The sequence below is a fragment of the Moraxella sp. DOX410 genome (genome assembly GCF_032248735.1).
Classification (GTDB): domain Bacteria; phylum Pseudomonadota; class Gammaproteobacteria; order Pseudomonadales; family Moraxellaceae; genus Faucicola; species Faucicola tetraodonis.
Map to the genome: position 1 here is coordinate 190,677 of NZ_CP135138.1, position 25,085 is coordinate 215,761.

A 25,085-nucleotide genomic window follows, 5' to 3' on the forward strand; every position below is an offset into this window, starting at 1 on the left:
AAATATTTGAGGAGAGATAAATTAGAAACCTTTGCACGAACAAATAAACAAAAGTTTGTAAAATTGATATAATAAAGTAAAATTAACCAGATAGCGAAAGATACCAATATGGCATGGAAACAAACAGGGCAACTCTCCCTAGCAGACAGTCTCATTAACGCTCACAAAGCCATCAAAGAATTAGATGAACTACATAACCTAATCAACTGGCAAACTATCGAGCAAACCTTACGCCACGTTCATAGCAGTGACCGTGGCGAAAGTGCCTTTCACCCTGTCATCATGTTTAAAATCTTACTACTACAAAAACTCTATAACCTATCCGACCCAGCCATGGAAAAACAACTGGCAAGAGATTTACTATTTCGTCGCTTTGTTGGTCTATCGCTTACCGATAACGTACCCGACCACAGCACCATCTGGCGATACCACAAACACTTAGGTGAACTTTGACTCATTGAACCCTTATTCAACCAAATCAATGAGCAACTAGCCGAGCAAAATATCATCATCAAAGCAGGCAGTGTTAGCATCATTGATGCCAGTATCGTTGAAGCCAAAAACAAACGAGCTAAAAAAGGCAAACATACCGACAATACCCAAGATAACGAAGCTGCATACGTCAGTAAAAAAGACAGCACAGGCAAAGTAAAAACCACCTACGGCTTTAAAATCCATCTTAATTGTGATGAAGACAGCTTTGTCAAAAAGATTCAAACTACCCCAGCCAATGTCCATGATTCACAATGTTTTACCACGCTTTTAACAGGTGATGAATCTGCCGTTTACGCCGACAGTGCGTATAAAAGCCAAGCCCATGACAACTATCTTGCCGAGCATGAACCGCCTATCAACAATCATATCCATGATAGGGCATGGCGTAATACACCACTTACCGAACAACAGAAACGTACCAATACCCAAAAGAGCCAAACCAGAAATACGGTAGAACGGGTATTCGGTCATTTTAAATTATGGGATGAGCAAGGCTCGTCATCTTGGCTTAATGCAATTTCATACCCGTACATTGCTTGCTAGCATTGTGCATAATTTAAAAACTGCCCTAGGTTTGAAGCGAAAATACGGACTATCTTAGGATTATTGTGTCTGTTGGTTGGCAAAACTAGCCAATAGACGTTAATTTACTGCAATTTAGGAGACTTTTATGCCAATTCGGTGACTTTTTTCGCTTTTTTAACACCAATTCCAGTTTTTAGTTGAGTTTGAAATTGGTGTCGAGAGATAGTCGCTGGTTTGTGCAAAGGTCTCTAACAATTAAAAAACCATGAAAAAACGCCTGTAACTACAGACGTTTTTTCAATTTTGGGCAGAAATTAAGCGGGTTGTTTATCGGCTTTAACCACATTGATAAGGTTATCAACCACCTCTGGTTCTGCCAAGGTTGAGGTATCGCCTAAACCTTCAAATTCATGCGCGGCAAGTTTACGCAGAATACGGCGCATGATTTTACCGGAGCGCGTTTTTGGTAAGGCTTCGACCAAATAGAGCGAATCTAAGTTGGCGATTGGACCAATCTCACTACGGACATGACGGTTGATTTCACCTTTGAGCATCTCGCTTGGCTCTTCGTCTGATTTTAAGATGACGTAAGCGGCAATGCCTTGTCCTTTAAGCTCATGCGGCATACCCACAATCGCCGCTTCAGCGACTGAAGGGTGCGATACTAAAGCACTTTCAATCTCTGCTGTACCTAGGCGATGCCCAGAGACGTTTAAGACATCATCCACACGACCTGTAATCCAATAATGACCGTCTTCATCGCGCAGGGCACCATCACCTGTGAAGTAAGCGCCTGGATAGGTGCTAAAGTAAGTTTCTAAGAAGCGTTTATGGTCTCCCCAAATGGTACGCATTTGACCTGGCCAACTGTCTTTGATGATTAAGTTGCCTTCGGCAGCGCCCGTTAATTCAGTACCTTCGGCATCGACAATCGCTGGCTTGATGCCATACAGTGGATTCATCGCGGCGCCTGGTTTGAGATCAACCGTATTGGGGATTGGGGCCATCAAAATACCGCCGGTTTCAGTTTGCCACCAAGTATCAACAATCGGACAACGACCTTCGCCCACCACCTTATAATACCAGTTCCAAGCTTCAGGATTGATAGGTTCACCCACCGAGCCCAATAGACGTAAGCTAGAACGGTTTGATTTACGAACGTAATCATCACCTTCTTTCATCATCGCGCGAATGGCGGTTGGCGCAGTATACAAGATGGTAACGTCATGCTTATCAACGATATGACCGATACGCGCCCAATCTGGGTACTGTGGCACCCCTTCAAACATCACGGTCGTTGTGCCGTTGGCAAGCGGTCCATACACCACATAGGTGTGACCTGTGACCCAGCCTACATCCGCGGTACACCAAAATACGTCATTGTCTTTGATATCAAACACATCACGGAAGGTGGATAGGGCATAGGTCAAATAACCACCCGTTGTATGTACCACGCCTTTGGGCTTGCCAGTTGAACCTGAGGTGTAAAGTAAAAATAGCGGGTCTTCGGCATTCATTGGTTCTGGTGGACAGTCTTCCGACGCATTGTCGATTAAGTTGTGATACCAAATGTCGCGGCGTCCGCTCATTGGAATGGATTCACCGGTACGGTACACCACAATGACCTTTTCAACACATTCGGTACCGTCCTGGTCTAGCGCACGATCCACATTTTGTTTAAGCGGCGTATGTTTGCCGCCACGCACAGATTCGTCAGCGGTGATGACAATTTTTGATTGGCTATCGATGATACGGCTGGCTAGACTCTCTGCTGAAAATCCGCCAAATACCAGTGAGTGAACCGCACCAATCCGCGCACAAGCCAGCATCGCAACTGCCGCTTCAGGAATCATCGGTAAATAAATAGTGACGCGGTCGCCTTTTTTGACGCCTTTACGACGCAGTGCATTACCAAGGCGGCATACTTCTGAATGTAGCTCTTTGTATGAGATAATTTTGTGAAGTGAGGGGTGGTCGCCTTCCCAAATAATCGCAGGTTTGTAAGGGTTTTCAGCCACATGACGGTCAAGGCAGTTGACCGATAGATTAAGCTCACCATCTTCAAACCATTTAATGCTAAAATTGTTTAGGTCATAGTTGACGTTTTTGATTTTGGTGGGTTTTTTTATCCAATCAATCCATTCAGCGCGTTTTGCCCAAAACGCTTCGTTATTTTCCACAGACTCTTGATAGGTCTCGGCGTATTTTTGGGGAGTGGTGTTGGCTTTAGCGGCAAATTCAGCGCTATGAGGGTAGCTCTTCATAAAACATTCCTTGTTGTGACTCGTAGGTTGGTGGGGTAATACGCTAACTGGCTACGAACTGACAAACGGCTCAAATAGGTAGCGGGCTTAACTTAAAAAACAACATTTTCACCTTGATAAACTAACATTGACAAGCTGGCAGTAACACGGGCTATCAACAGAGCCATGAAACGAGCCATCAATAAACGTCCGCTCACTATGAAAATGCAATACAATCTAATCCTTGATTTTAGAGTGCCTTTTCCTTAGTTTGGCAAAAAATCACAAATTTTGCAATGTTACTCAAGATATTTTAGGGATATTTTTTCAGATCTTGGGCAAAAATCTTGATTCTAAGCGGATTCCACTTTCGTCTTTTACGTAATAAATAGCGGTTATTATGCAGCAACAACATACTTCACCAAGTACTTCACCAAAGATTGACACGGCTCAAAATCACGCTGGGTCAACCAGCGCACCGTCCGCTTTTGCATATGATGTCATCATCATCGGAGCAGGGGCATCAGGGCTATTTTGTGCATTGACAGCGGGCAAGCGCGGACGGCGTGTACTCGTAATAGATCATGCCAATAAAGCGGGCAAGAAAATCCTTATGAGTGGCGGTGGGCGCTGTAATTTTACCAACTATGACATTGAGCCCAAGCATTATTTAAGTAGCAATCCGCACTTTTGCAAATCAGCATTGTCACGCTATTTAAATTGGGATTTTATTGGCATGGTTAGCCAGTATCAGATTCCCTATCATGAGCGTGAGCATGGACAACTGTTTTGTGATAACTCTGCCAATGATATTTTGCAAATGCTGCTGACCCAATGCCGCGCCAATCAAGTAACCATTCAATTAAAAACCGCCATCCAGCAAATCCAAGCGTTACCCGATAATACGGGGTTTGTTTTAACGGTCAATCAACCAGCTAGTCAACAGCCTCATCAACAGGCTAATCAACAAGCCAATCAAAAAAGTAGCGAGCAAATCTTAACTTGTCAATCCTTGGTAGTCGCCACAGGCGGGCTGTCAATTCCGACCATGGGTGCGACAGGGTTTGGTTACCAAGTAGCGCAGCAATTTGGGCATACCATTGTGCCAACATCGGCAGGACTCGTACCCTTTACCTTTACCGATAAGATTGGCGATGCGATTAAATCGTTATCGGGGGTTAGTTTTGAGGTCATTGCGTTTAACGAGCGTATCAGTTTTAGGTTGCCCGTGCTATTTACCCATCGCGGTTTATCCGGGCCTGCGATGTTACAGCTATCGAATTATTGGCACGTGGGCGAGCCGATTTTTATCAATTTATTCCCAAGCCTTGATATGGCAGCATTTTTAGCTGAGCAAAAAAAACAGCACCCAAAACAGCTGATCAGAACCGTACTAAATGACCACATAGGCGCGGCGGCGCTACCTAAAAAAGTGGTGGCTACTTTGCAAAATTTATTGTGGCAAGACATGGCTGAGACTGAGCTTGCCAATATCAAAGACGAGAAGTTAGCGCAGCTCGGTGAGCAGCTCAATGCTTGGCGTTTGACGCCATCAGGCACTGAAGGTTATCGTACAGCTGAAGTCACCCGTGGTGGCGTTGCTACTGATAAAGTTTCTTCAAAAACCATGCAAAGTCAGTTACAACCGAATTTGTATTTTATCGGCGAGGTGCTCGATGTTACTGGTTGGCTAGGTGGCTACAATTTTCAGTGGGCTTGGGCAAGCGGGTTTGTGGCTGGCGAAGTGGTTTAGTTATAAAATGGTTTAGGTTTGAAATGGGTTAGGTATTGATAAACCTAAAAAAACGGTTAAAAAAGGCATCAGCGAAATGCCTTTTTTATTTTAACCGATTTATTTTAACGCAATTATTTTAATCAAGTTTGGTAGGTGTTTAGTGTTGGCGGGCAACCGGTTGTTGCAGTGCTTGAGGTAACTCAAGAATGGTCAGATTACTGGCGGCAATATCATCGGGACGCCCGACGACCAAGGCTTCAAAACCTGTGTCAGTGGCAATGCTATTGACCACATCCACGTTGCCAATTTTTTCACCTGCATTAGGTACATCACCGGTACCTGCTACGCGGTGGAGCCAAGCTTTTGGGCTGGCTTTAAAATATAACCGCGCAATGATTTCTTGACCTAAATAACAGCCTTTATCATAGTCCACTCCGCCTTGTTGGTGTAGACGCAACTCTTGGGGTTGCCACAAGCCTGCGGTGGCTTTGACAATCCAGTAATTGCCTGTAGCGATACTTGCTTTTTGCCATGCTTTGCGATTAGCGTCGGTGTCAGTGCCATTGTCTGACTCGCTAAAACTAGGTACCCCATTGTCAACAACCGCAAAAATATCACGTGGGGCTGATAGGGTGAGTTTTGAGAACGCCGCATATTTTTTGATATGCTTGGCAAACTCATCGGCACAGTCTTGGCTGATGACGATTTGGTAAGCGTCATCCGCTATTTTTCTAATCCAAATACCCAACGCAACGCGCCCTTTGAGATTACTAATCGCGGTCGCTTGGAATTGATCGCTGAGTTTGGTGACGTTGCAGGTTACTTGTCCTTGCAAGAATTTTTGGGCATCGGCACCGGTTATATCAAAGACGACGAAATTTGTCATGGTGTCTCTCTTTTTATTGGCTAAAAAAATTATAATCAAAGTTTTGCACAATTGGGCTCGGACTGCAATCATGCTTTATTAGGTTCTGCTTGACTAAATGCTGTTACTAGGTCATCTGTCAGCGGGTTTGTCTGTGCTAGCTGATTACTATTATTGAGGTGACTTATCGCGTACAATACACTACCTGACGACTATTAAATTTTTTTTCAGATAATTGAGCGTGTGCTATGAGTTTACCTGCCTGTCCCCCATGCCCCAAGTGTAAAGAAAATTATACGTACCAAGATGGCGATTTATTGATTTGCCCGATATGTGGCTTTGAAGCACAGCAGCAGGCATGGCAAGCGGGCGAAACCGAAGCAGCCAGCGAACAAATTATTAAAGATGCCGTCGGCAATGTGTTACAAGATGGGGATAGTGTGACGGTTATTAAAGACTTAAAAGTCAAAGGCGCAAGCACGCCCATTAAAGTTGGCACTAAAGTCAAATCCATTCGCCTGCTCCATGATGCGCCCGATGATCATGATATTGATTGTAAAATTGACGGTTTTGGCGCGATGAAACTCAAATCCAGCGTCGTCAAAAAAGCCTAGCTTGGGGAGGGTTTGGGCTTTGTTTGGGGCTTTGGGTATGCAACAGATATTGACACCCAAAGCTTATCCTCTGTTGCCGTAAAACCACCGACTTCAGGCGGTGGATATAAGGCAACTCCGTAACCATGCTTACGCACAAAATTTTGCTAAATGTGTTAAAATAAACCCATGAAAACACTCAAGCTACGCATACGAGATAAACATATAGACCAACTGAACCGTCTAAGCGGTTCGGTGAATTTCGTATGGAACTACGTCAATGACTTGAGTTATAAGCACCTACAAAAAACCGGCAAATTCTTTAGTGCTTATGACCTAAACGACTACACCAAAGGTAGCGGTGAACTACTAGGCTTACACAGTCAGACCATTCAAGCCATTAATGAAACCCACGCCAAAGCTCGAAAGCAATTCAAAAAGGCTAAACTTAGCTGGCGCACTAACCACTCAAACTCTAAGCGTAAATCATTAGGGTGGCTACCATTTAAACAATCTGCCATTAAGCATATTGCCACGCACCAAACTGGTAAAAAGGGCTTAAAATCCACCTTGCAACTAAGCCTAGCCAAAGGGCAAAAACTTATCATCGACTTATGGGACAGCTACAACCTTAGCCTATACCAAATCAACACCCTTGAGGTCGTGCAAGACAGCCGTAATCGTTGGTATGCCTGTGTCACCGTCAAAGAATACCCAAAACAGCAATGTGGTACAGGTAGCGTAGGCATAGACTTAGGCTTAAAGGAAAGTGCTACCACATCAAACGGTGACAAACTTACTATCAAGCAAACGCTCAAATACGCCAAAGATTTAGCCATTGCTCAAAGAGCCAAAAACAAAAAACGTGTAAAGGCTATCCATGCCAAAATCAAACATACACGGCAAGACCTAATTCACAAATTCACCACCCAATTAGTCAAAGACAATGCCCTAATCGTGGTGGGTGACGTTAAAACCAATCAATTTAACAACAAAAAAGGCAAACTAGCCAAATCGGTTTACGATGCTGGTTGGTTTGAAATGAAACGACAACTGACCTACAAATGCGAGAACGCAGGTTGCCGTTTTGAAATCGTGAATGAACGATACACGACCCAGCGATGTTCGTGTTGTGGTGAAATCACCGACAATAGTCCGAAAGGTAGAAAATCGCTTGGAATAAGGGAATGGACTTGTGCTAAGTGTGGCACATGGCATGATAGAGATATTAATGCCGCCAAGAACATTCTTGCGGTCGGGCTTGACCGTCTTGTAGAAGGAATCCCCTTGCTAAAGCAAGGGGAGGAAGTCAAGACCTCCCAAAAGCTGTCACAATAAATTCAGTAGGTGATTGTAGAAAAATACGTTACAATAAGGCTATTTTTCTACAAATTTAATCATATACTTTTTTGTTAGTAGGTAATTGTGACCGCCTTATCTCATATTCGTAATTTTTCTATTATTGCCCATATTGACCACGGTAAATCTACGCTTGCCGACCGCATTATCCAAATGTGTGGGGGGCTACAAGCACGTGAAATGCAGGCGCAAGTACTTGACTCGATGGACATTGAGCGCGAGCGCGGTATTACCATTAAAGCCCAATCTGTCACGCTGTATTATAACCACCCAAACGGTGACAAATACCAATTTAACTTTATTGATACCCCAGGGCACGTCGATTTTTCGTATGAAGTATCGCGTTCACTGGCAGCTTGCGAAGGCGCTTTGCTGGTGGTTGATGCCGCACAAGGCGTAGAAGCGCAGTCGGTTGCCAACTGTTATACCGCGATTGAGCAAGGTCTTGAAGTATTACCGGTACTCAACAAGATTGACTTACCGCAAGTGGATCCTGAACGGGTGATTCAAGAAATTGAAGACATTATCGGGATTGAAGCGATGGATGCACCGCGCGTTTCTGCCAAGACAGGGGTGGGCGTGGATGATTTGCTACAAGCGATTGTTGAGCGTATTCCTGCCCCTGAAGGCGACCGTGATGCCCCTTTGCAAGCGTTAATTATTGACTCATGGTTTGACAATTATCTTGGGGTTGTGTCACTGGTACGTGTACGTCAAGGCACGCTCAAAAAAGACGATAAAATCCATATCAAATCGACCAAAGGCACGCATATTGTCACGTCAATTGGGGTATTTACCCCAAAATCGTTTGAGACCAATATCTTAGAAGCCGGCGAAGTGGGTTTTGTGATTGCCGGTATCAAAGACATTGGCGGCGCGCCTGTGGGCGATACCATTACCCTTGCCAAAACTCCAGATGTAGATAGCATACCAGGGTTTAAAAAGGTCAAGCCGCAAGTCTATGCCGGTATGTTCCCTGTCGATTCGAGTGACTTTGAGGCGTTTCGTGAAGCGCTACAAAAACTGCAAGTCAATGACGCTGCGTTGTTTTTTGAGCCTGATACCTCTGATGCCCTTGGGTTTGGTTTTCGCTGTGGTTTCTTGGGGATGCTGCATATGGAAATCATCCAAGAACGTCTTGAGCGTGAATACGATTTAGATTTGATTACCACCGCCCCGACCGTTATCTACGAAATCAAAAAACGGAGTGGTGAGATTATCCAAATCGATAACCCATCAAAAATGCCTGACCCAGGTCTGATTGATGAGTTTCGTGAGCCCATTGCGCGCTGTCACATTCTGGTACCACCCGATTATCTGGGTAACGTGATGACATTATGTATCGAGCGTCGTGGTATCCAAGTTGATATGAAGTTTATGGGACAGCAAGTGCAGTTGACCTTTGATATTCCGATGGGTGAAGTGGTCATGGACTTTTTTGACCGTCTAAAATCGGTGTCACGTGGCTTTGCGTCACTTGATTACGGCTTTGAGCGCTTTGAAACAGATAAATTGGTGCGGGTAGATGTGCTGATTAATGGCGAAAAAGTTGATGCATTGGCGATGATTTGTCATGCTGAGCAAGCGCGCTATCGCGGTAATCAGCTGGTTGAAAAAATGAAAGAATTGATTCCGCGCCAAATGTTTGACGTGGCAATTCAAGCGGCGATTGGTAGCCAAATCATTGCCCGCAGCACTGTCAAAGCCATGCGTAAAGACGTACTTGCCAAATGTTATGGCGGTGACGTGTCACGTAAGAAAAAACTACTGTCAAAGCAAAAAGAAGGTAAAAAACGCATGAAGCAAGTGGGACGTGTTGAGATTCCACAAGAAGCGTTTTTGGCGGTGTTAAAAGTGGATAACCAGTCGTAGAGGCAAGTATGGATTTTGATTTTAATTTGATTCTTGTCCCTGCGACCTTGATTTTGGGCGCTATTTGGCTACTGGATAAATTGGTACTAAAGCAAAAGCAAAGCAAAGGATTGGAGAAATCGACTGCGCCGGTGCGATGGGCTTATGATTTTTTTCCGATTTTAGCCATCGTCTTGGTGGTGCGCTCGTTTTTGATTGAGCCATTTAATATTCCCTCATCGTCGATGGTGCCAACCCTGTATACGGGTGACTTTATTGCGGTCAATAAATACGCGTATGGTATCCGCTTGCCACTGGTCAATACCAAGGTGCTTGATTTGGGCGCGCCACAGCATGGTGATGTGGTGGTATTTCGCTATCCTGAGAACCCAAAAATTTATTATATCAAGCGGGTGATTGGCGTGGGTGGTGATACGGTGAGTTTTAACAACGGGCAGTTAAGCGTCAATGGCAAAGCGATTGCGACCACGCCAGCAAACTTTACCCCTGACCCTAAGATGACAGCGCAGCTATATCCGCCAGGTAAAACCGAGACTGGTGAGCTTGTAACAGCTGAACAAGCAGCGCAACTGGGCAATCAAGAAGAACAAACAGCCCAGTATGTGCAAGAATCGCCCAGCAGTAATCATCAACATTTGGTGCGCTATTTGGGTGACAAAAATTGGTTTCAATATGCCAGCTTTTTGCAGCAAGCCTCACCTCAATTGATGGTAAGCCAAGGTCAACAATGGCAACTAACAGTGCCTGAAGGACACTATTTTGTGATGGGCGATAACCGTGATCGCAGTGCTGATGGTCGTTTTTGGGGGTTTGTACCCGATCAAAATTTAGCGGGTAAAGCCGTGTATGTGTGGACGCACAAAGCCAGTGGATTAAGTCTACCCACCTTTAATCGCAATGGCGCAATACACTAACCGCTTGCTTTAAAAAATTGGATATCAAAGCCTTTGTTGTTGAGAATATTTAATTAACTAAAGCTTACATTAACCTATCTTGAGCGATGATAAAAGGAGAATACGGCATGAACCTACCAAGTCATCAGCGCGGCGCCAGCGTAACGGGTATCGTGATTATGATTGTACTCATCGTCGTGTGTGCCAAACTCGGTTTAGCTATTATCCCTGCCCAAGTCGGTCACTACCAACTCAAAAAATCGTTGGCTTTTGAACTCAAAAAGTCCAATGACAATAAAGAAAGTGTCAAAGAGTTTTTAGGTAATGTCAATTCCCAATGGCATATCAACGGTCTCAGCCAAAAGGCAGAGGACGTCGTGGAAGTGGTGGATAATACGCCAGGTGCGATGTCAGTGAAACTGACATACGATGAAGCAAACAACTTTTTTGGTAACGTCGATATCGTCAATCGCTTTGAAGATACCATTAGCGCAGAAGATGCCAAAGTCGCCAAGCAATAGTTATCCCCAATCTTAAGTAAGTGATAGCCATGTGATGATTTCACTGGCGAATACTTTTCTAACAATTTGAAGCAGATGAATTTACCAATCACTATCCCCACCTTTAATCTCAAAAAACTACCGCCACAAGTGCGTCAATTAACCGCGCTGTTTTATCAAATGGGTTATCAGTTTGATAATGTGAATTTACCCATTATGGCACTCATGCATCGCTCATTTGATAGCGAACACAATTATGAGCGATTAGAGTTCTTGGGAGATGCATTGCTCGGTGTGATCATCGCAGAAGCCTTATTTTTGCGCTATCCCGACTATAATGAAGGTCGGCTCAGTCGCTTACGTGCATCGCTTGTGCGCGAAGAGACCTTGGTGATTATCGCAAAGCAGCTCAATTTGTCAGATTATTTGATTTTAGGGGTGGGCGAGCGTAAAGGCGGTGGTCGTCAGCGCGCCTCAATCTTGGCAGATAGCGTTGAAGCCTTGATTGGCGCTATTTATCTTGATAGTCAAAATTTTGATACGGTTAAGGCTTGTGTGCTGGCGTGGTTTGAAGATTTGTTCGAAAAAGTGAAAGAACAAAAAGTGCTAAAAGATGCCAAAAGCCGTTTACAAGAGCTGTTGCAAGCACACCAACTTGCGCTGCCCCGCTATGAAGTGACCGAAACCATTGGCAATGCCCCCAATCAAATTTTTGTGGTCAGCTGCCAAGTCGAAATTATTTTTGACAATAAAACCGCCAAACCCATAGCACCGACCCAAGCTTTAGTCACAGCACAAGGGGAAAGTCGCCGTATTGCCGAGCAGCGCTGCGCCGAAGCCATGCTGGCTAAAATCAGTGATTTGTTACCCCCGCTGCGCTAATTTGCCGACCTGCCATAACGTCAACACCCAAATTTGCTGAAATGCTTACTGAAATTTGCTCAAAACTATTCTACAATAATTTGTACCCTTTAAACCAATGTTGAGATCCCACTTTATGTCTAACCAAGCAGACGCTACCCAACAAACCACCACTGACCCAGCTGTCGACAATCCATCAGCGGACAACAACCAGGATGTTATCAGTCAATTCTTCAGTGGGCAAAGTGAAGCAGCGCCCGTGCGCGCAGTGGATTTTCGCACGGGGTATGTAGCCATTGTCGGACGTCCAAACGTGGGTAAATCAACATTGATGAATCATGTGTTGGGTCAAAAATTGTCGATTACCTCGCGAAAACCCCAAACCACCCGCCATCGCATTATGGGAATTTTGACCAACGAGCAATTACAAGCGATTTTTGTTGACACCCCAGGTATCCATAGCCGCGAAGTGCGCGCTATCAATGAGCGCATGAATAAGGCAGCAACTTCGGCTTTGGCAGACGTTGATGCGGTATTGTTTGTGATTGATAGCCTAAAATGGGTGGAAGATGATGAGCTGGTGTTTGCCAAAGTGCAAAATTTGGGTGTACCTGTGATTGCAGTGATTAATAAAAGCGACACCATTAAGGACGAGTCTCAGCTGTTCGCGCTACTACAAAAACTGCATGATACCCAAGTATTTAGTGATATCGTGCCCGTATCTGCATTACGTGCGCATAACTTAGATGAGCTAGTACGAGTCATCGGTAAGCATTTACCGATTGCAGCGCCCATCTATGATGCAGAACAAGTCACTGACCGTTCAGAACGCTTTTTAGCCAGTGAAATCATTCGTGAAAAAGTGATGCGCGCATCGGGCGATGAGATTCCTTACGATTTAACCGTACAAATTGATACCTTCAAGGATGAGCCCGCACATCAAGACCCAAAAACAGGCAAATGGCGTAAAGCTGTGACCTTCATCGATGCCACGATTTTTGTCGAGCGTCAGGGTCAAAAGGTGATTGTCATCGGTGATAAAGGCGAAAAAATCAAACAAATCGGCATCGAAGCGCGCCAAGACATGGAAAAAATGTTTGATAAAAAAGTGATGCTAACGCTGTGGGTCAAAGTCAAAAAAGGCTGGTCAGATGATGAGCGTGCGCTAACGAGCTTGGGCTACTAGGTTATAGGCTAAAGGCTACTATGCGCAATCAACTGCTAACAGGTTATATTCTGCACCAGAAGCCGTATGGTGAAAGCCGTAGTTTAATTTACCTGTTTAGTGAAGAATGGGGCGTAGTACATGGTATCGGTAAAAAAAACTTACCGCTATTTGTCCCCATACAATTTTTTGGCAATGGTAAAAACAGCCTAAAAACCTTTAGTCAAAGCCAAATTTTGCAAAATCACATTACCCTTACAGGACAAAGCCTGTATGCAGGCATGTATCTTAACGAGATTTTGCAAAAACTATTGCCTGTTGAAGAGCCGTTTGCTGAGATATGGCAAGCATACCAGCAGTGCGTTGCAAACATGGCAACGCTGTTTGTCGACCCAGCGCAATCGCCATATGATATGACCCGTTTAAAGTGGTATTTAAGACGCTTTGAAAATGTATTGTTTGAACAATTAGGCTATGGGTTCGATTTTGCTAAAGATGCGTTAGGGGATTTAATAATCCTATCGCAGCATTATCAATACCAACTACAGCAGGGATTTATGCCAGTTTTACCCTTGGATAAAACCGACATAGCATTAACAGGTGAGCAGCTGCTAACTTGGTATCAATGTTTGCAAGATGAAACGATGTTTAACCAAATGATGCAACAAGATTTTGATTTAGCCAAACAATTGGTCAATAGCATCAGTGCGATGCACCGACATTTGATGGATAATTTACTCAATTATCAAACCTTGCAAAGCCGAGAACTTTGGCAGCAGCTTACCCAATATCAATAAGCTTACTCAGTATCAATCATAGACAAAATAGGGAATGTCATGACCAGCAATCAACCCTTACTTGGTGTCAATATCGACCATATTGCAACCTTGCGTCAAGCGCGTGGCGTGGCGTATCCCGATCCTGTGGCAGGTGCGTTAATTTGTGAGCAGGCGGGGGCGGATGGTATTACGCTGCATTTGCGTGAAGATCGTCGTCACATTCAAGATGATGATGTTTATCGGCTCGCCAAAGTCATAACCACTCGTATGAACCTTGAAATGGCAGTCACTGACGAGATGGTAGCGATAGCCTGTGATGTTAAGCCAGCTTGGGTGTGCTTTGTCCCTGAAAAACGCCAAGAACTGACCACCGAAGGCGGGCTTGATGTGATTGGTAATCAGCACAAAATAGCCAGTGCGATTCAACAGTTACATCAAGTCGGCACTCAAGTATCACTATTTATTGATCCAGAGTTGGCACAAATTGATAAAAGCATTGCGCTCGGGGCAGATGCCATTGAACTACACACAGGCGCTTATGCTGACTATTGTTTGCAACATGACCAAGTTAAAATTAGCCATGAAATCACCCGTATCAAAACAGCCGTGACTCATGCCCACGAGGCAAAAGCAAGTTTACTGGTCAATGCAGGGCACGGTCTTACCCGTGACAACGTTGCACCCATTGCTGATATTGATGGCATCCATGAACTAAACATCGGTCATGCCATTATTGCAGACAGTGTGTTTATGGGACTTAGCGAAGCGGTGAGCGCAATGAGAAAAGCATTTACAGCAAAAGCCTAGCTATTAGGGGCAATTAAATTGTTCAACTGAGTAGGGCTTATATTTAATAATGCCTGTTTTACTAAAACTTACCTTTAGTCGATTATCGACCTTACCATCTAAAGGGCAGTATTGAATATTACCCATATAACCAATGGGTCTAGCGTTTTCTGGCTTAAAAATAATATAGTTGTTATTCAGCGAGATATTTGCCGTCAGCACCCCCCAGGACAAATCTAACGTAAGCTGATGATTGAGTTTATCTACCGCTGCCTCATAGCTGTTATTGTTATTTTTATCGATAAAGCTAATCAGCTGATGACCGCCAGTTGTCACGCAAGCCAAGTTATCATTGGCGACACAGGCTATCACAGGGTTTTGATAAATCAACGCCTCTTGTTTTGCACTGCTTAAAAAATTCATTAAGCTTGAAGCGGTGCTTTTTGCTTCCATTTGCTTTAAGCTGTTGGTAATAGTAATCGAAGCCATCGCTACGATGATAGATAAAACAGTCAAAACGACGACTGTTTCAATTAAAGTAAACCCCTGTCTTTTTATTGAGAATACGTTGGCTTTCGAATCATTCATGCTATTAAAGCTACCGGTTAAGTGATGATGGGATAACACAATAAAGGACTTTAGTTCATTATTATATAGAGTTCAAAAGAATTAACAAACAAATATTGAACTATAAGGTAAGGCTGGTGGCTAGAAAGTGAATGAAAGCGACTAAACGACTGATGTTATCAGGTAATGGAATGTCTATTCTAGATAGTAAGGATTTCATAGGCACAGATGGGTTTAAATGTTCAAATACCTATTGTTACTGGTTCTAAAACATTATTGAGAAAAAACTGTTGTGCCTGAAACGTAAATGTCTCATTTATTTAGTAAGTGAATGTCACTAGAATGTATCATTTAGTGACAGTATGAATTTAAGATATGGTAAATTTAAATAGACTGTATTAAAATCCTTTTCGAGAGAAGTGTATAGTTTTGATGTGTAATGTCGAATCATGATGGTTGTTGAATTCTTAGTATCGAGCGTAAGCGATTAGCTTGGCTACTAAAAAATAAAAATATAACATATTGTGATGTTCGTGTAATATTGTGTAGCAATGTAAAAAAAAGAGTTGTAAACACAATTTTTAGGCGTTAAGCTATATTTAACAAGTTCATAAAGTACATGTTTTTTGATGTATTATTTTGTGAATTAACTATCAGGTTATTTTAATTTAAAATGAGCCAATCCTTTGGAGGACTTCTATGAAGCTAAATAAAATCGCTCTAGCAGTTGTTGCTGCAGCTGTTATGCCAGTAGCCGCTAACGCAGGCGTTACTGTTACACCTTTACTACTAGGTTATCATTATGTAGATGGTATCAGCAAAACTGAAGACAAACAAGGCGAACAATTCGCAGGTACTCACCAAGATAACGACTTGTACACTGGTGCAGGTATTGGTATTGAATTGACACCTACTATCGCACTTGAATTAGAGTACGGTGAAACTGATTCTGACGCATTAAATGGCAACGGCGATAAAGTTAACGGACATAAGTTTGAACAAAAATCATACTCAGGTAACTTTACTATCGGTACTGAAACCTTTAGTGGCTATACTAACAGCCCATTCAAGCCATATGTGTTAATCGGTGCAGGTCAATCAAAAACCTCAATGGCATTTGATGATGGCAGCAAAGCAACTTCTAAAGACACTATCGGTAACTTAGGTCTTGGTGCTTACTACCGAATCAATGACGCATTAAGCTTACGTGGTGAAGGTCGTGCGATCTATAACTTCGATAATGATTGGTGGGAAGGTCTAGCGTTAGCAGGTCTTAACGTGGTTCTAGGTGGTCACTTGGCACCAGCCGCCCCAGTAGTTGAGCCTACACCTGTTGAGCCAATCGTTGTGACTGATGGTGATGACGACCAAGATGGCGTACCAAATAGCGTTGACAAATGCCCAGGTACACCATTAAACGTTGTTGTAGATGCTGATGGTTGCCCACGTGAAATCCCAATTGACGATGCGTTGCGTATGGAATTACGTGTATTCTTTGACAATGACAAAACTGTCATCAAAGATCAGTACAAACCAGAAATCCAAAAAGTTGCTGAAAAAATGAATGAATATCCAAATTCAACAGCTTCTATTGAAGGTCATGCTTCAAAAACTGGTCCATCTGCGCGCTATAACCAACGTTTGTCTGAAGCACGTGCAAATGCGGTTAAATCAATGTTAGTTAACCAATTTGGTGTTGCACCACAACGTATTAGCACAGTGGGTTACGGTTATGACCGCCCAATCGCAGACAATAATACTGCTGAAGGTCGTGCAATGAACCGTCGTGTATATGCTATCATCACTGGTAACAAATCTGGTACAACCGTTCAAACTAAAGACATGAACGTACAATAATTAGCTATTAAATATAAAAAGCTACCCTCGTTGGTAGCTTTTTTTATTTTTATTATCAGCTATAAACTCAACTTAGATAAATTTAATCTATTTTTAATGATAAGATGTTATACTACCGCGTGTTTTAATTTCCCTTCCTAGCCGAATTTTCAAGAGCTATTTTTTTATGTCAGATTCAATCAAAAATCTTCGCAATATTGCGATTATTGCCCACGTTGACCATGGTAAAACTACTTTAGTCGATAAACTGTTACAACAATCAGGTACTTTTGGTGAGCGTGCCGCAGAAGTTGAACGTGTCATGGACTCTAACGCATTAGAGCAAGAGCGTGGTATTACCATTTTAGCCAAAAATACGGCGATCAAATGGACCAATCCTAAAGACGGCGTTGAATACCGTATTAACATCGTCGACACCCCCGGTCACGCCGACTTCGGTGGTGAAGTTGAACGTGTGATGTCGATGGTTGACTGTGTGTTGTTATTAGTTGATGCCGTTGATGGTCCTATGCCACAAACCCGTTTTGTGACCTCAAAAGCATTTGCCCGTGGCTTAAAGCCAATCGTGGTGATTAATAAAATTGACAAACCAAGCGCACGTCCAGACTGGGTCATGGATCAGGTGTTTGATTTGTTTGATAATTTGGGTGCGACAGATGAGCAGCTAGATTTTCCCATCGTTTATACCTCTGCAATGAATGGTATTGCAGGGTTAGCGCCTGACGAGCTTGCAGAAGATATGCAGCCATTGTTTGAAACCATCGTTAATGTTGTTGAGCCACCACAGGTGGATACGGACGGTCCATTCCGTATGCAGATTTCAAGCCTTGATTATGATAACTTCAAAGGTTTGATTGGTATCGGTCGTATTCAGCGTGGGTCAGTTAAAACCAATACACCTGTAACGATTGTTGATAAAGAAGGTAATAAACGTAACGGCCGTATCCTACAAATCATGGGTTACCATGGTCTTGACCGTATCGAAGTACCTATGGCACAGGCAGGTGATATCGTCTGTATCACGGGTATCGATGCGTTAAATATTTCTGATACAATCTGTGATCCACAAAATGTAGAAGCCTTACCACCGCTAAGTGTCGATGAGCCAACCGTATCGATGACTTTCCAAGTGAACAACTCACCATTCGCGGGTAAAGAAGGTAAATTCGTGACGTCACGCAATATTCGTGAGCGCCTAGAACGTGAGTTAATTCATAACGTGGCACTTCGCGTAGAAGATACCGACAGTCCTGATAAATTTAAAGTCTCAGGTCGTGGGGAACTTCACTTATCTGTATTGATTGAGAATATGCGCCGTGAAGGTTTTGAGCTGGGTGTGTCACGTCCAGAAGTAATTGTTCGTGAAATCGAGGGTGAGAAACAAGAGCCGTTTGAAAATGTGATTTTTGACGTTGAAGAACAGCACCAAGGCGCGGTAATGGAGCAAATGGGCTACCGTAAAGGCGAATTGACCAATATGGAAGTTGACGGTAAAGGTCGTATCCGTATTGAAGCGGTAGTACCGTCACGTGGTTTAATCGGTTTTCGCTCTGAGTTCTTAACCATTACCTCAGGTACCGGTATCATGACCTCAAGTTTCTCACATTATGGTCCTGTGAAAACAGGCGATGTGGCAAAACGCCAAAATGGGGTGTTGATTTCTATGGTGAATGGTACTGTATTGGGCTATGCGCTATTTAACCTTCAAGAACGCGGTCGTATGTTTGTATCGCCACAAACTGAAGTCTATGAAGGTATGATTGTCGGTCAAAACTCACGTAGCGATGACATGGTAGTCAATCCAACCAAAGCAAAACAGTTGACGAACGTGCGCGCCAGTGGTACCGATGATGCGATTATTTTAACGCCGCCAATCATTTTCACCCTTGAACAAGCGCTTGAATTTATTGAAGATGATGAGCTGGTTGAGGTGACACCAAAATCAATTCGTCTACGCAAAAAATACTTGACTGAAAATGAGCGTAAACGTAACGGTCGTAAATAATAGCGAATCTACGCGATAAAAATTTTGAAAAAGCCTAACATTTATTTACAAAAAGCTTGTACCTGTTACAAGCTTTTTTAATTTAATCTACACACTGGCAAAGCAAAGGTTTAAAATTTTATACAATTCCTTATGATAATAAGGGCTTTTTAGTCAACGATTGTAGCAATTATTTTGAAAGTAGGAGAAGTTATATGAGTATGATGTCAGAATTTAAAGAGTTTGCCCTCAAAGGCAATGTGATGGATTTGGCAGTGGGTGTCATCATCGGCGGCGCATTTGGTAAAATCACCACGTCGTTGGTAGAAGATATTATTATGCCGATTATCTCTGCGATTATGGGCGGCAGAATCGACTTTACCAATATGTTTGTGGTGTTAGGTGATGTACCTGCAGGCACCGCTATGACGTATGATGCGCTCAAAAAAGCGGGTGTGCCTGTATTTGCATATGGTAATTTTGTCACCATCTTAATCAACTTTATTATTTTGGCATTTATCATTTTTATGTTGGTGAAAGCTATGAACCGCCTACGCCGTCAAAGCGAAGCACAAGAAGCGGCTGCACCAGAACCTTCAGAAGAAGTACTATTGCTGCGTGAAATCAGCAGTAAATTAAGCAAATAACGGTTTGTAAAAAAGCTGATAGATTAAAATTTCAGCCCATGTTATTTATAAATGAAAAAAAGCCTCCATGATAACTGGGGGCTTTTTATTGATTGCTAGTCAATCTACCTTTTTTATCTATACATATTCATCAGCTAATGACAGTAAGGCAAGTTATGACAAAGCAGGTAATCGTGCTTGGTGCAGGGGTGGTGGGTGTCACCACTGCTTGGCAGCTTCGACAAGCAGGGTTTGAGGTAACGGTAATCGAGCGCGAAAGTAGCGCGGCATTGTCAACATCGTTTGCCAATGGTGGGCAAATATCTGTGTCACATGCTACGCCTTGGGCAAATCCTGATACACCCTATAAAGCGCTAAAATGGTTATTTCGAGAAGATGCGCCATTGTTGTTTCGCTGGCGTCGGTTGTTGGGTTTGCCGGGCAACGCGGGACAAGATGCAGCCCCTGATATGGCGCTGTGGCGATGGGGTTGGCAGTTTTTGCAGCAGTGTAATGCGAAAAGTGCCGATGCTAATTTGGTGCAGATGGTCAATTTAGGATTATATTCTCGGCAAGTACTCGGCGAAGTCAGGGCGCAAACGGGCATTGATTATGACTGTTTGACACGCGGTATTATGCATTTTTATACCGATCATGCTGAGTTTCAAGCAGCGATAGCACCCACTAAACGGATGCAGCAATTGGGTTGTGATCGGCAAGTAATTAGTGTGGATAAAGCGATAGAATTAGAGCCTGCGTTAACTGGTATTGGCAAAGAATTGGTTGGGGCGACTTATACGGCACTTGATGAATCAGGGGATGCGCAAAAATTCACCCATCGCTTGGCCGCACTTTGTCAACAGCAAGGGGTAACATTTTTATTTAATACTGCCATCAAACGACTTATTTATCATAACCAACACATTGACGGTGTGGAAGTAATGTCCGTTGATAGCAGAGATAATGCCGCTTTGCCAGCGCAGTCACAGATACTGTCTGCGGATGCTTATGTACTGGCGTTAGGGAGTTATAGTCCTGCCTTAGTCAAAGATTTGGGTATCAATCTACCCATCTATCCTGCCAAAGGCTATTCAGCCACGTACCCCGTGTTGCGACCCGATGAGACACCTTATGTGAGCTTGATTGATGATGAGTTTAAACTGGTATACTCGCGCTTAGGCGATCGCTTGCGAGTAGCAGGAACGGCTGAATTTAACGGTTTTAACCTTGAGCTAAATCCCGTTCGTTGCCAAGCCATTACGCGGCGGGTAAGAGAGGTGTTTGGGGATGCGGTAGATTTGACTCAGCCAAATTATTGGACAGGGCTGCGACCGATGACACCGTCAAATGTGCCAATTATCGGTCGCGCGGTCAATCGCCACGGACGTATTGATAATTTGTATCTCAACACCGGACATGGCACTTTGGGCTGGACGCACTCGAACGGCTCAGCAAAAGCGATTGCTGATATCATGCAAGGGCGTCAGCCACAAGTAAATTTTAACTTTGTGGGCATGCAGGATTAAGGGATTGGGTTGGAATACTGGCGGATTTTGGAAAGGTCACAGTAAAGGTCGAGCCTTTGCCAACCGTGGAGGTGATATCAAGGGTGGCATGGTGCTGATATAAGACATGCTTGACAATCGCTAGCCCCAAACCGGTACCCCCTGTGTCACGGCTTCGACCCGTGTCCACGCGATAAAAACGCTCGGTTAAGCGCTGAATATGGCGCTGCTCGATACCAATGCCATTGTCGGTCACGCTAAAACATACCCCCGCGTCACACTCATGCCAGCTAATACTAATCTCCCCACCTTTGGGGGTGTATTTCATGGCATTGGTAATCAGGTTACTGAGCGCACTTCGCAGATAATCTTCATAACCCAAAATATGTAACGTGCTGTCGATATGCAAATGAATCATATGGTCGTATGACTTGTTGTACATTTGCGCATCGTCAAACAATTGCATCAGCATTTTGGGAATATCAATGTCTTTGGGCTCAGCGGGCTTTTCATCGTTCTCTAGTCGAGATAATAACAGTAAGTCATTGATGATGTTATTCATGCGCTGACTTTGCTGCATCATCTGAGTAAACGCGCGAGCAATACGCGGATCTAAATCAGGCTGTTCACTCAAAGTCTCCACATACCCCATGATGACGGTAAGCGGCGTGCGAAGTTCATGCGAAACATTTGCCACAAAGTCTTTTCGCATCTGTTCTAAATGCTGAAAACGGGTGACATCATAAATCAGCAGTAATTTTTCTTGCCCAAATTTGGTAATCTTGCACTGCACATAGCGCTCGATATTAGACGGGTTATGGATACGCACACCATCTGGATAGTCTTCAATGTGGTGATAATATTGATGAAAAAGCGGGTTGCGAATAATGGTCAACACATTGCGACCTTGGTCGGGCGCTTTAAATTGAAAAAGCCGCTCGGCAGAGTTGTTCCACCATTCGATACAGTCATTTTTGTCAATCAGCATAATCGAGTCTTGCAATGCGCTTAGCGAGTCGCGCACTTTTTGCACCAGCGAAACGGTTTGCTGATGCGCCAATTTCTCTTGGCGATTGACTTGGTAGATATTGCTGGCAACGACACTAAGGTTGGACTCAAATGCAGGCGGCGGCTCATCGGGATTTTTGTTATACCATGCTTTAAAGCGTTGTATTGACCATAAAAAATATAGCTGATACAGGCACAGCCCTATCGCCAGTCCCCAACCCCAAAACCCTAATAGCCCGCCAATCAACAGCCCGGCAACCCCAGCTGTGACGACGGGTGAAATGCTCGCCCACATATTAATTTTTCTAGCATCCATTGAGAAAGCTTACTATAGCGAAGTTGGGATAAGTTGGCAAAAATTTCAATGCGATTAATAAGGCTATTGTTAGTCGATTTTATTAGAAAAGCGATAGCCTGTGCCACGTACAGTTTGGATATAGTCCGCAAACCCAAATGGCTCAAGCACTTTACGCAGGCGGCGGATATGCACGTCAATGGTACGATCTTCGACATACACATTGCCACCCCACACTTGATCGAGTAGCTGGGTGCGGGTATAAGCGCGCTCAGGATGACTCATAAAGAAAGCAAGTAGCCGATACTCTGTCGGTCCGATATCTACCGCTTTGTTATTGGCACTCACGCGCTGACTGGCAGGGTCTAGCGACAAGCCGCCTACGTCAATGGGTTTTTCGCCTGACAATGCGCTACTACGGCGCAATACCGCTTTGATACGGGAAACCAATTCACGGGTGGAAAACGGCTTGGTGATATAGTCATCTGCCCCAGCGTCAAGTCCTTGGACTTTGTTGTCCTCTTCGCCTTTGGCGGTGAGCATGATGATAGGAATTTCAGAGAGCATTTCATCTTTTTTCAGGCGGCGGCATAAATCAATGCCTGATAGCCCATTGGGTAACATCCAATCTAATAAGATAAGGTTGGGGCGATGATCTACCGCCAAATGATGGGCTTGAGAGACTTCTGAGGCTTGCAAACAATCAAATCCTGCCATCTCTAGTGTGGTTACGATCATTTCTCGAATGGCAGGCTCATCTTCCACTACCAAAATAGTTTCATTTTTCATAAATTTCTCAAGCGATAAAGTAAGCAACTGTTTACCAAAATAATTTTATGACAATAATATTACAATGCCCATATTACAACTTCAGAATATGACAAAAAAATGACAACGATAAGTTTTTAGAGGTTTTATTTGTGCTGTTGTAAAAAATTCGGCGTTTCACTCAATTTTTATTACTTAATATAGGTCGCATCACAGTTCAAAAATAAAATTTATCGGACCATCATTGCAACTGCTGACTTGCATATCTGCGCCAAATTCGCCTGTTTGCACAGCTGCATATTGCGTCTTGGCATACCCTACTATCTGGGCAAACAAAGCTTCGGCCGTGTCGGGTGCCATCGCAGGCTTAAAATCAGGACGTCTACCCGATTGGGTATTGGCAAGGAGGGTAAACTGCGACACTAACAGTAAGCCGCCATTAACCTCTTGCACATTTTTATCCATTTTGCCTAGCTCATTTTCAAATACGCGATAGGTGAGGATTTTATCAATCATTTTTTGCCCCATGGCGAGCGTATCATCATGCCCAAGGCCAAGGTAAACAAGTACGCCGTGTGCAATCTCGCCGACGATTTGTTGTGAGTGAGGCGCTTGGTTAACTGCTACTTTGGCAAATTTCACCCGTTGTAGTACTGCTTTCATGATTTTTCCTATCCGTCAGTTTGAGCGTAAGCGGCTTAACTTAACAGCTAGCTTGTCGCTTAACTCGTAGCCCAGTGTTTAATATACCGTGATTCTAAGGGGGATTTTGATTATAATAAGCCAACTTTAAAATGCCAATCTCGAGTAACTTATGACCTTGTTTACCACATTACAATCGCTTGTCCCACAACAAAAAATCAGTGAAATCGCAGGTCGTCTTGCCCAAAGCCGTCATCCGATGGTGAAAAAAACCTTTATTCGTACCTTTGCTTCGGTGTATGGCATCAAGCTAGAGGAATATGCGCGCGGTAGTTTTTCTCAGTATGACAGTTTTAATGATTTTTTTACCCGTGAGCTCAAAGACGGCGCGCGCAAGATTGATGATGACCCAGATGCGCTTATCTGTCCTGCAGATGGCATGATATCGCAATTGGGGCAAATCGATAAAGACCAAATCCTGCAAGCCAAAGGCAAATCGTATGAAGTTGGGCAATTGCTCGCGGATTATGAACTTGGTAAAGCCATGCAAGAGGGGAGTTTTGTCACCGTGTATTTGGCACCGACCAATTATCACCGCGTGCATATGCCGTTTGACGGTACCTTGGTAGAGACCATCTATGTGCCAGGACAGCTATTTTCGGTCAATAACGAGACCGCTGAAAACATTACCGATTTGTTCGCCCGTAACGAGCGCTGCGTGTGTGTGTTTGATACCGAATTTGGTAAAGCTTGCGTTGTGCTAGTCGGGGCGATGATTGTAGCAGGGATTGAAACAGTGGCCACAGGCAAAATCAAACGTAGCGATCGCGTGCAGCGTCAAACCCATCACATGACGCTGAAAAAAGGCGATGAACTTGGGCGGTTTTATTTGGGCTCAACGGCGATTGTGGTATTACCAAAATCAGCGGGCATGGCTTGGGGTGCAGGTCTTTATAATTCAGTGCCTGTGACAATGGGTCAACGTTTGGGTACTTTTTTGCAGTAAGCTGTCAAGGTATAGGCTAAAAAAGGTAGCAAAGGCTGCCTTTTTTATGCTGTGTTTTAGCCAATCTGCATGGTTGATTGCTCACATAAACTAAACGATAACGAAAAATATTTTAGGGAAATTTGTTTATAATAGCCGACTTATAATTTTTGCCTG

The 25,085-nt window shown here is 43.7% G+C and carries 21 protein-coding genes and 1 pseudogene; 16 read left to right on the forward strand and 6 right to left on the reverse strand.

The features are described 5' to 3' along the window. Window positions 1-108 precede the first annotated feature (108 nt). A pseudogene (locus RNZ41_RS00890) lies at window positions 109-1,096 on the forward strand (IS5 family transposase). A 238-nt stretch (window positions 1,097-1,334) separates the two neighbouring features. Here the strand turns inward: RNZ41_RS00890 and acs are convergent. Beyond that, entirely contained in the window at window positions 1,335-3,284 is a 1,950-nt protein-coding gene (gene acs / locus RNZ41_RS00895) for an acetate--CoA ligase (protein WP_314027352.1), read from the reverse strand. A gap of 379 nt (window positions 3,285-3,663) precedes the next feature. Here acs and RNZ41_RS00900 point away from each other — a divergent pair, with 379 nt between their 5' ends. Next, a complete protein-coding gene (locus RNZ41_RS00900) occupies window positions 3,664-5,016 on the forward strand; it encodes a BaiN/RdsA family NAD(P)/FAD-dependent oxidoreductase (RefSeq protein WP_314027353.1) in 1,353 nt (450 codons plus the stop codon). 139 nt (window positions 5,017-5,155) lie between these two features. On the opposite strand, the gene ygfZ is transcribed toward RNZ41_RS00900, so the two are convergent. Further along, a complete protein-coding gene (ygfZ, locus tag RNZ41_RS00905; RefSeq protein WP_100270793.1) occupies window positions 5,156-5,884 on the reverse strand; it encodes a CAF17-like 4Fe-4S cluster assembly/insertion protein YgfZ in 729 nt (242 codons plus the stop codon). A gap of 227 nt (window positions 5,885-6,111) precedes the next feature. Here ygfZ and RNZ41_RS00910 point away from each other — a divergent pair, with 227 nt between their 5' ends. The 9 genes from RNZ41_RS00910 (at window position 6,112) to pdxJ (ending at window position 14,692) form a co-directional block, all read left to right on the forward strand. Continuing rightward, entirely contained in the window at window positions 6,112-6,477 is a 366-nt protein-coding gene (locus tag RNZ41_RS00910) for a zinc ribbon domain-containing protein YjdM (RefSeq protein WP_101964373.1), read from the forward strand. Between the two features lie 168 nt (window positions 6,478-6,645). After that, a complete protein-coding gene (locus RNZ41_RS00915; protein ID WP_076774810.1) occupies window positions 6,646-7,794 on the forward strand; it encodes an RNA-guided endonuclease InsQ/TnpB family protein in 1,149 nt (382 codons plus the stop codon). Window positions 7,795-7,881: 87 nt separating this feature from the next. Then, window positions 7,882-9,687: a translation elongation factor 4 gene (gene lepA / locus RNZ41_RS00920; protein ID WP_076774812.1), complete on the forward strand. Its 1,806-nt coding sequence runs from the start codon at window positions 7,882-7,884 to the stop codon at window positions 9,685-9,687. A gap of 8 nt (window positions 9,688-9,695) precedes the next feature. Next, window positions 9,696-10,601: a signal peptidase I gene (gene lepB, locus RNZ41_RS00925; protein WP_065253829.1), complete on the forward strand. Its 906-nt coding sequence runs from the start codon at window positions 9,696-9,698 to the stop codon at window positions 10,599-10,601. Between the two features lie 107 nt (window positions 10,602-10,708). Then, entirely contained in the window at window positions 10,709-11,101 is a 393-nt protein-coding gene (locus tag RNZ41_RS00930; RefSeq protein WP_083106410.1) for a DUF4845 domain-containing protein, read from the forward strand. Window positions 11,102-11,176: 75 nt separating this feature from the next. Further along, the gene (rnc, locus tag RNZ41_RS00935) at window positions 11,177-11,962 is read left to right on the forward strand and encodes a ribonuclease III (protein ID WP_040403111.1); all 786 of its coding nucleotides are present in this window, start codon (window positions 11,177-11,179) and stop codon (window positions 11,960-11,962) included. 115 nt (window positions 11,963-12,077) lie between these two features. After that, window positions 12,078-13,127 (forward strand): GTPase Era, encoded by a 1,050-nt coding sequence (gene era / locus RNZ41_RS00940; protein WP_314027354.1) that lies wholly within the window; start codon window positions 12,078-12,080, stop codon window positions 13,125-13,127. Between the two features lie 20 nt (window positions 13,128-13,147). Continuing rightward, entirely contained in the window at window positions 13,148-13,903 is a 756-nt protein-coding gene (gene recO / locus RNZ41_RS00945; protein ID WP_314027355.1) for a DNA repair protein RecO, read from the forward strand. Window positions 13,904-13,942: 39 nt separating this feature from the next. Continuing rightward, the gene (gene pdxJ / locus RNZ41_RS00950; RefSeq protein ID WP_096489452.1) at window positions 13,943-14,692 is read left to right on the forward strand and encodes a pyridoxine 5'-phosphate synthase; all 750 of its coding nucleotides are present in this window, start codon (window positions 13,943-13,945) and stop codon (window positions 14,690-14,692) included. Between the two features lie 3 nt (window positions 14,693-14,695). On the opposite strand, the gene RNZ41_RS00955 is transcribed toward pdxJ, so the two are convergent. Further along, the gene (locus tag RNZ41_RS00955) at window positions 14,696-15,259 is read right to left on the reverse strand and encodes a GspH/FimT family pseudopilin (protein WP_050324852.1); all 564 of its coding nucleotides are present in this window, start codon (window positions 15,257-15,259) and stop codon (window positions 14,696-14,698) included. Between the two features lie 678 nt (window positions 15,260-15,937). Here RNZ41_RS00955 and RNZ41_RS00960 point away from each other — a divergent pair. The 4 genes from RNZ41_RS00960 (at window position 15,938) to RNZ41_RS00975 (ending at window position 21,231) form a co-directional block, all read left to right on the forward strand. Next, on the forward strand, window positions 15,938-17,095 hold the full coding sequence (locus RNZ41_RS00960; protein ID WP_007115111.1) for an OmpA family protein: 1,158 nt from the start codon (window positions 15,938-15,940) through the stop codon (window positions 17,093-17,095). Between the two features lie 166 nt (window positions 17,096-17,261). Further along, window positions 17,262-19,100 carry a translational GTPase TypA gene (gene typA, locus RNZ41_RS00965; RefSeq protein WP_065253822.1) on the forward strand — a complete coding sequence of 613 codons (1,839 nt, stop codon included), beginning with the start codon at window positions 17,262-17,264 and terminating at the stop codon, window positions 19,098-19,100. A 194-nt stretch (window positions 19,101-19,294) separates the two neighbouring features. Further along, window positions 19,295-19,726, forward strand: a complete 432-nt coding sequence (mscL, locus tag RNZ41_RS00970) for a large conductance mechanosensitive channel protein MscL (RefSeq protein WP_036595296.1) — start codon at window positions 19,295-19,297, stop codon at window positions 19,724-19,726. A 155-nt stretch (window positions 19,727-19,881) separates the two neighbouring features. After that, complete coding sequence (locus tag RNZ41_RS00975; protein ID WP_314027356.1) at window positions 19,882-21,231, forward strand: D-amino acid dehydrogenase; 1,350 nt, start codon at window positions 19,882-19,884, stop codon at window positions 21,229-21,231. Here RNZ41_RS00975 and phoR read toward each other — a convergent pair. From phoR to dtd, 3 genes are all read right to left on the reverse strand, one after another. Then, complete coding sequence (phoR, locus tag RNZ41_RS00980) at window positions 21,206-22,534, reverse strand: phosphate regulon sensor histidine kinase PhoR (protein WP_314027357.1); 1,329 nt, start codon at window positions 22,532-22,534, stop codon at window positions 21,206-21,208. The genes RNZ41_RS00975 and phoR overlap by 26 nt on opposite strands. 69 nt (window positions 22,535-22,603) lie before the next feature. Next, the gene (gene phoB, locus RNZ41_RS00985; protein ID WP_036595303.1) at window positions 22,604-23,302 is read right to left on the reverse strand and encodes a phosphate regulon transcriptional regulator PhoB; all 699 of its coding nucleotides are present in this window, start codon (window positions 23,300-23,302) and stop codon (window positions 22,604-22,606) included. Between the two features lie 189 nt (window positions 23,303-23,491). Beyond that, the gene (dtd, locus tag RNZ41_RS00990; protein ID WP_314027358.1) at window positions 23,492-23,944 is read right to left on the reverse strand and encodes a D-aminoacyl-tRNA deacylase; all 453 of its coding nucleotides are present in this window, start codon (window positions 23,942-23,944) and stop codon (window positions 23,492-23,494) included. A gap of 151 nt (window positions 23,945-24,095) precedes the next feature. On the opposite strand from dtd, the gene asd reads away from it, so the two are divergent. Next, window positions 24,096-24,929 (forward strand): archaetidylserine decarboxylase, encoded by an 834-nt coding sequence (asd, locus tag RNZ41_RS00995; protein ID WP_007115104.1) that lies wholly within the window; start codon window positions 24,096-24,098, stop codon window positions 24,927-24,929. Window positions 24,930-25,085 lie beyond the last annotated feature (156 nt).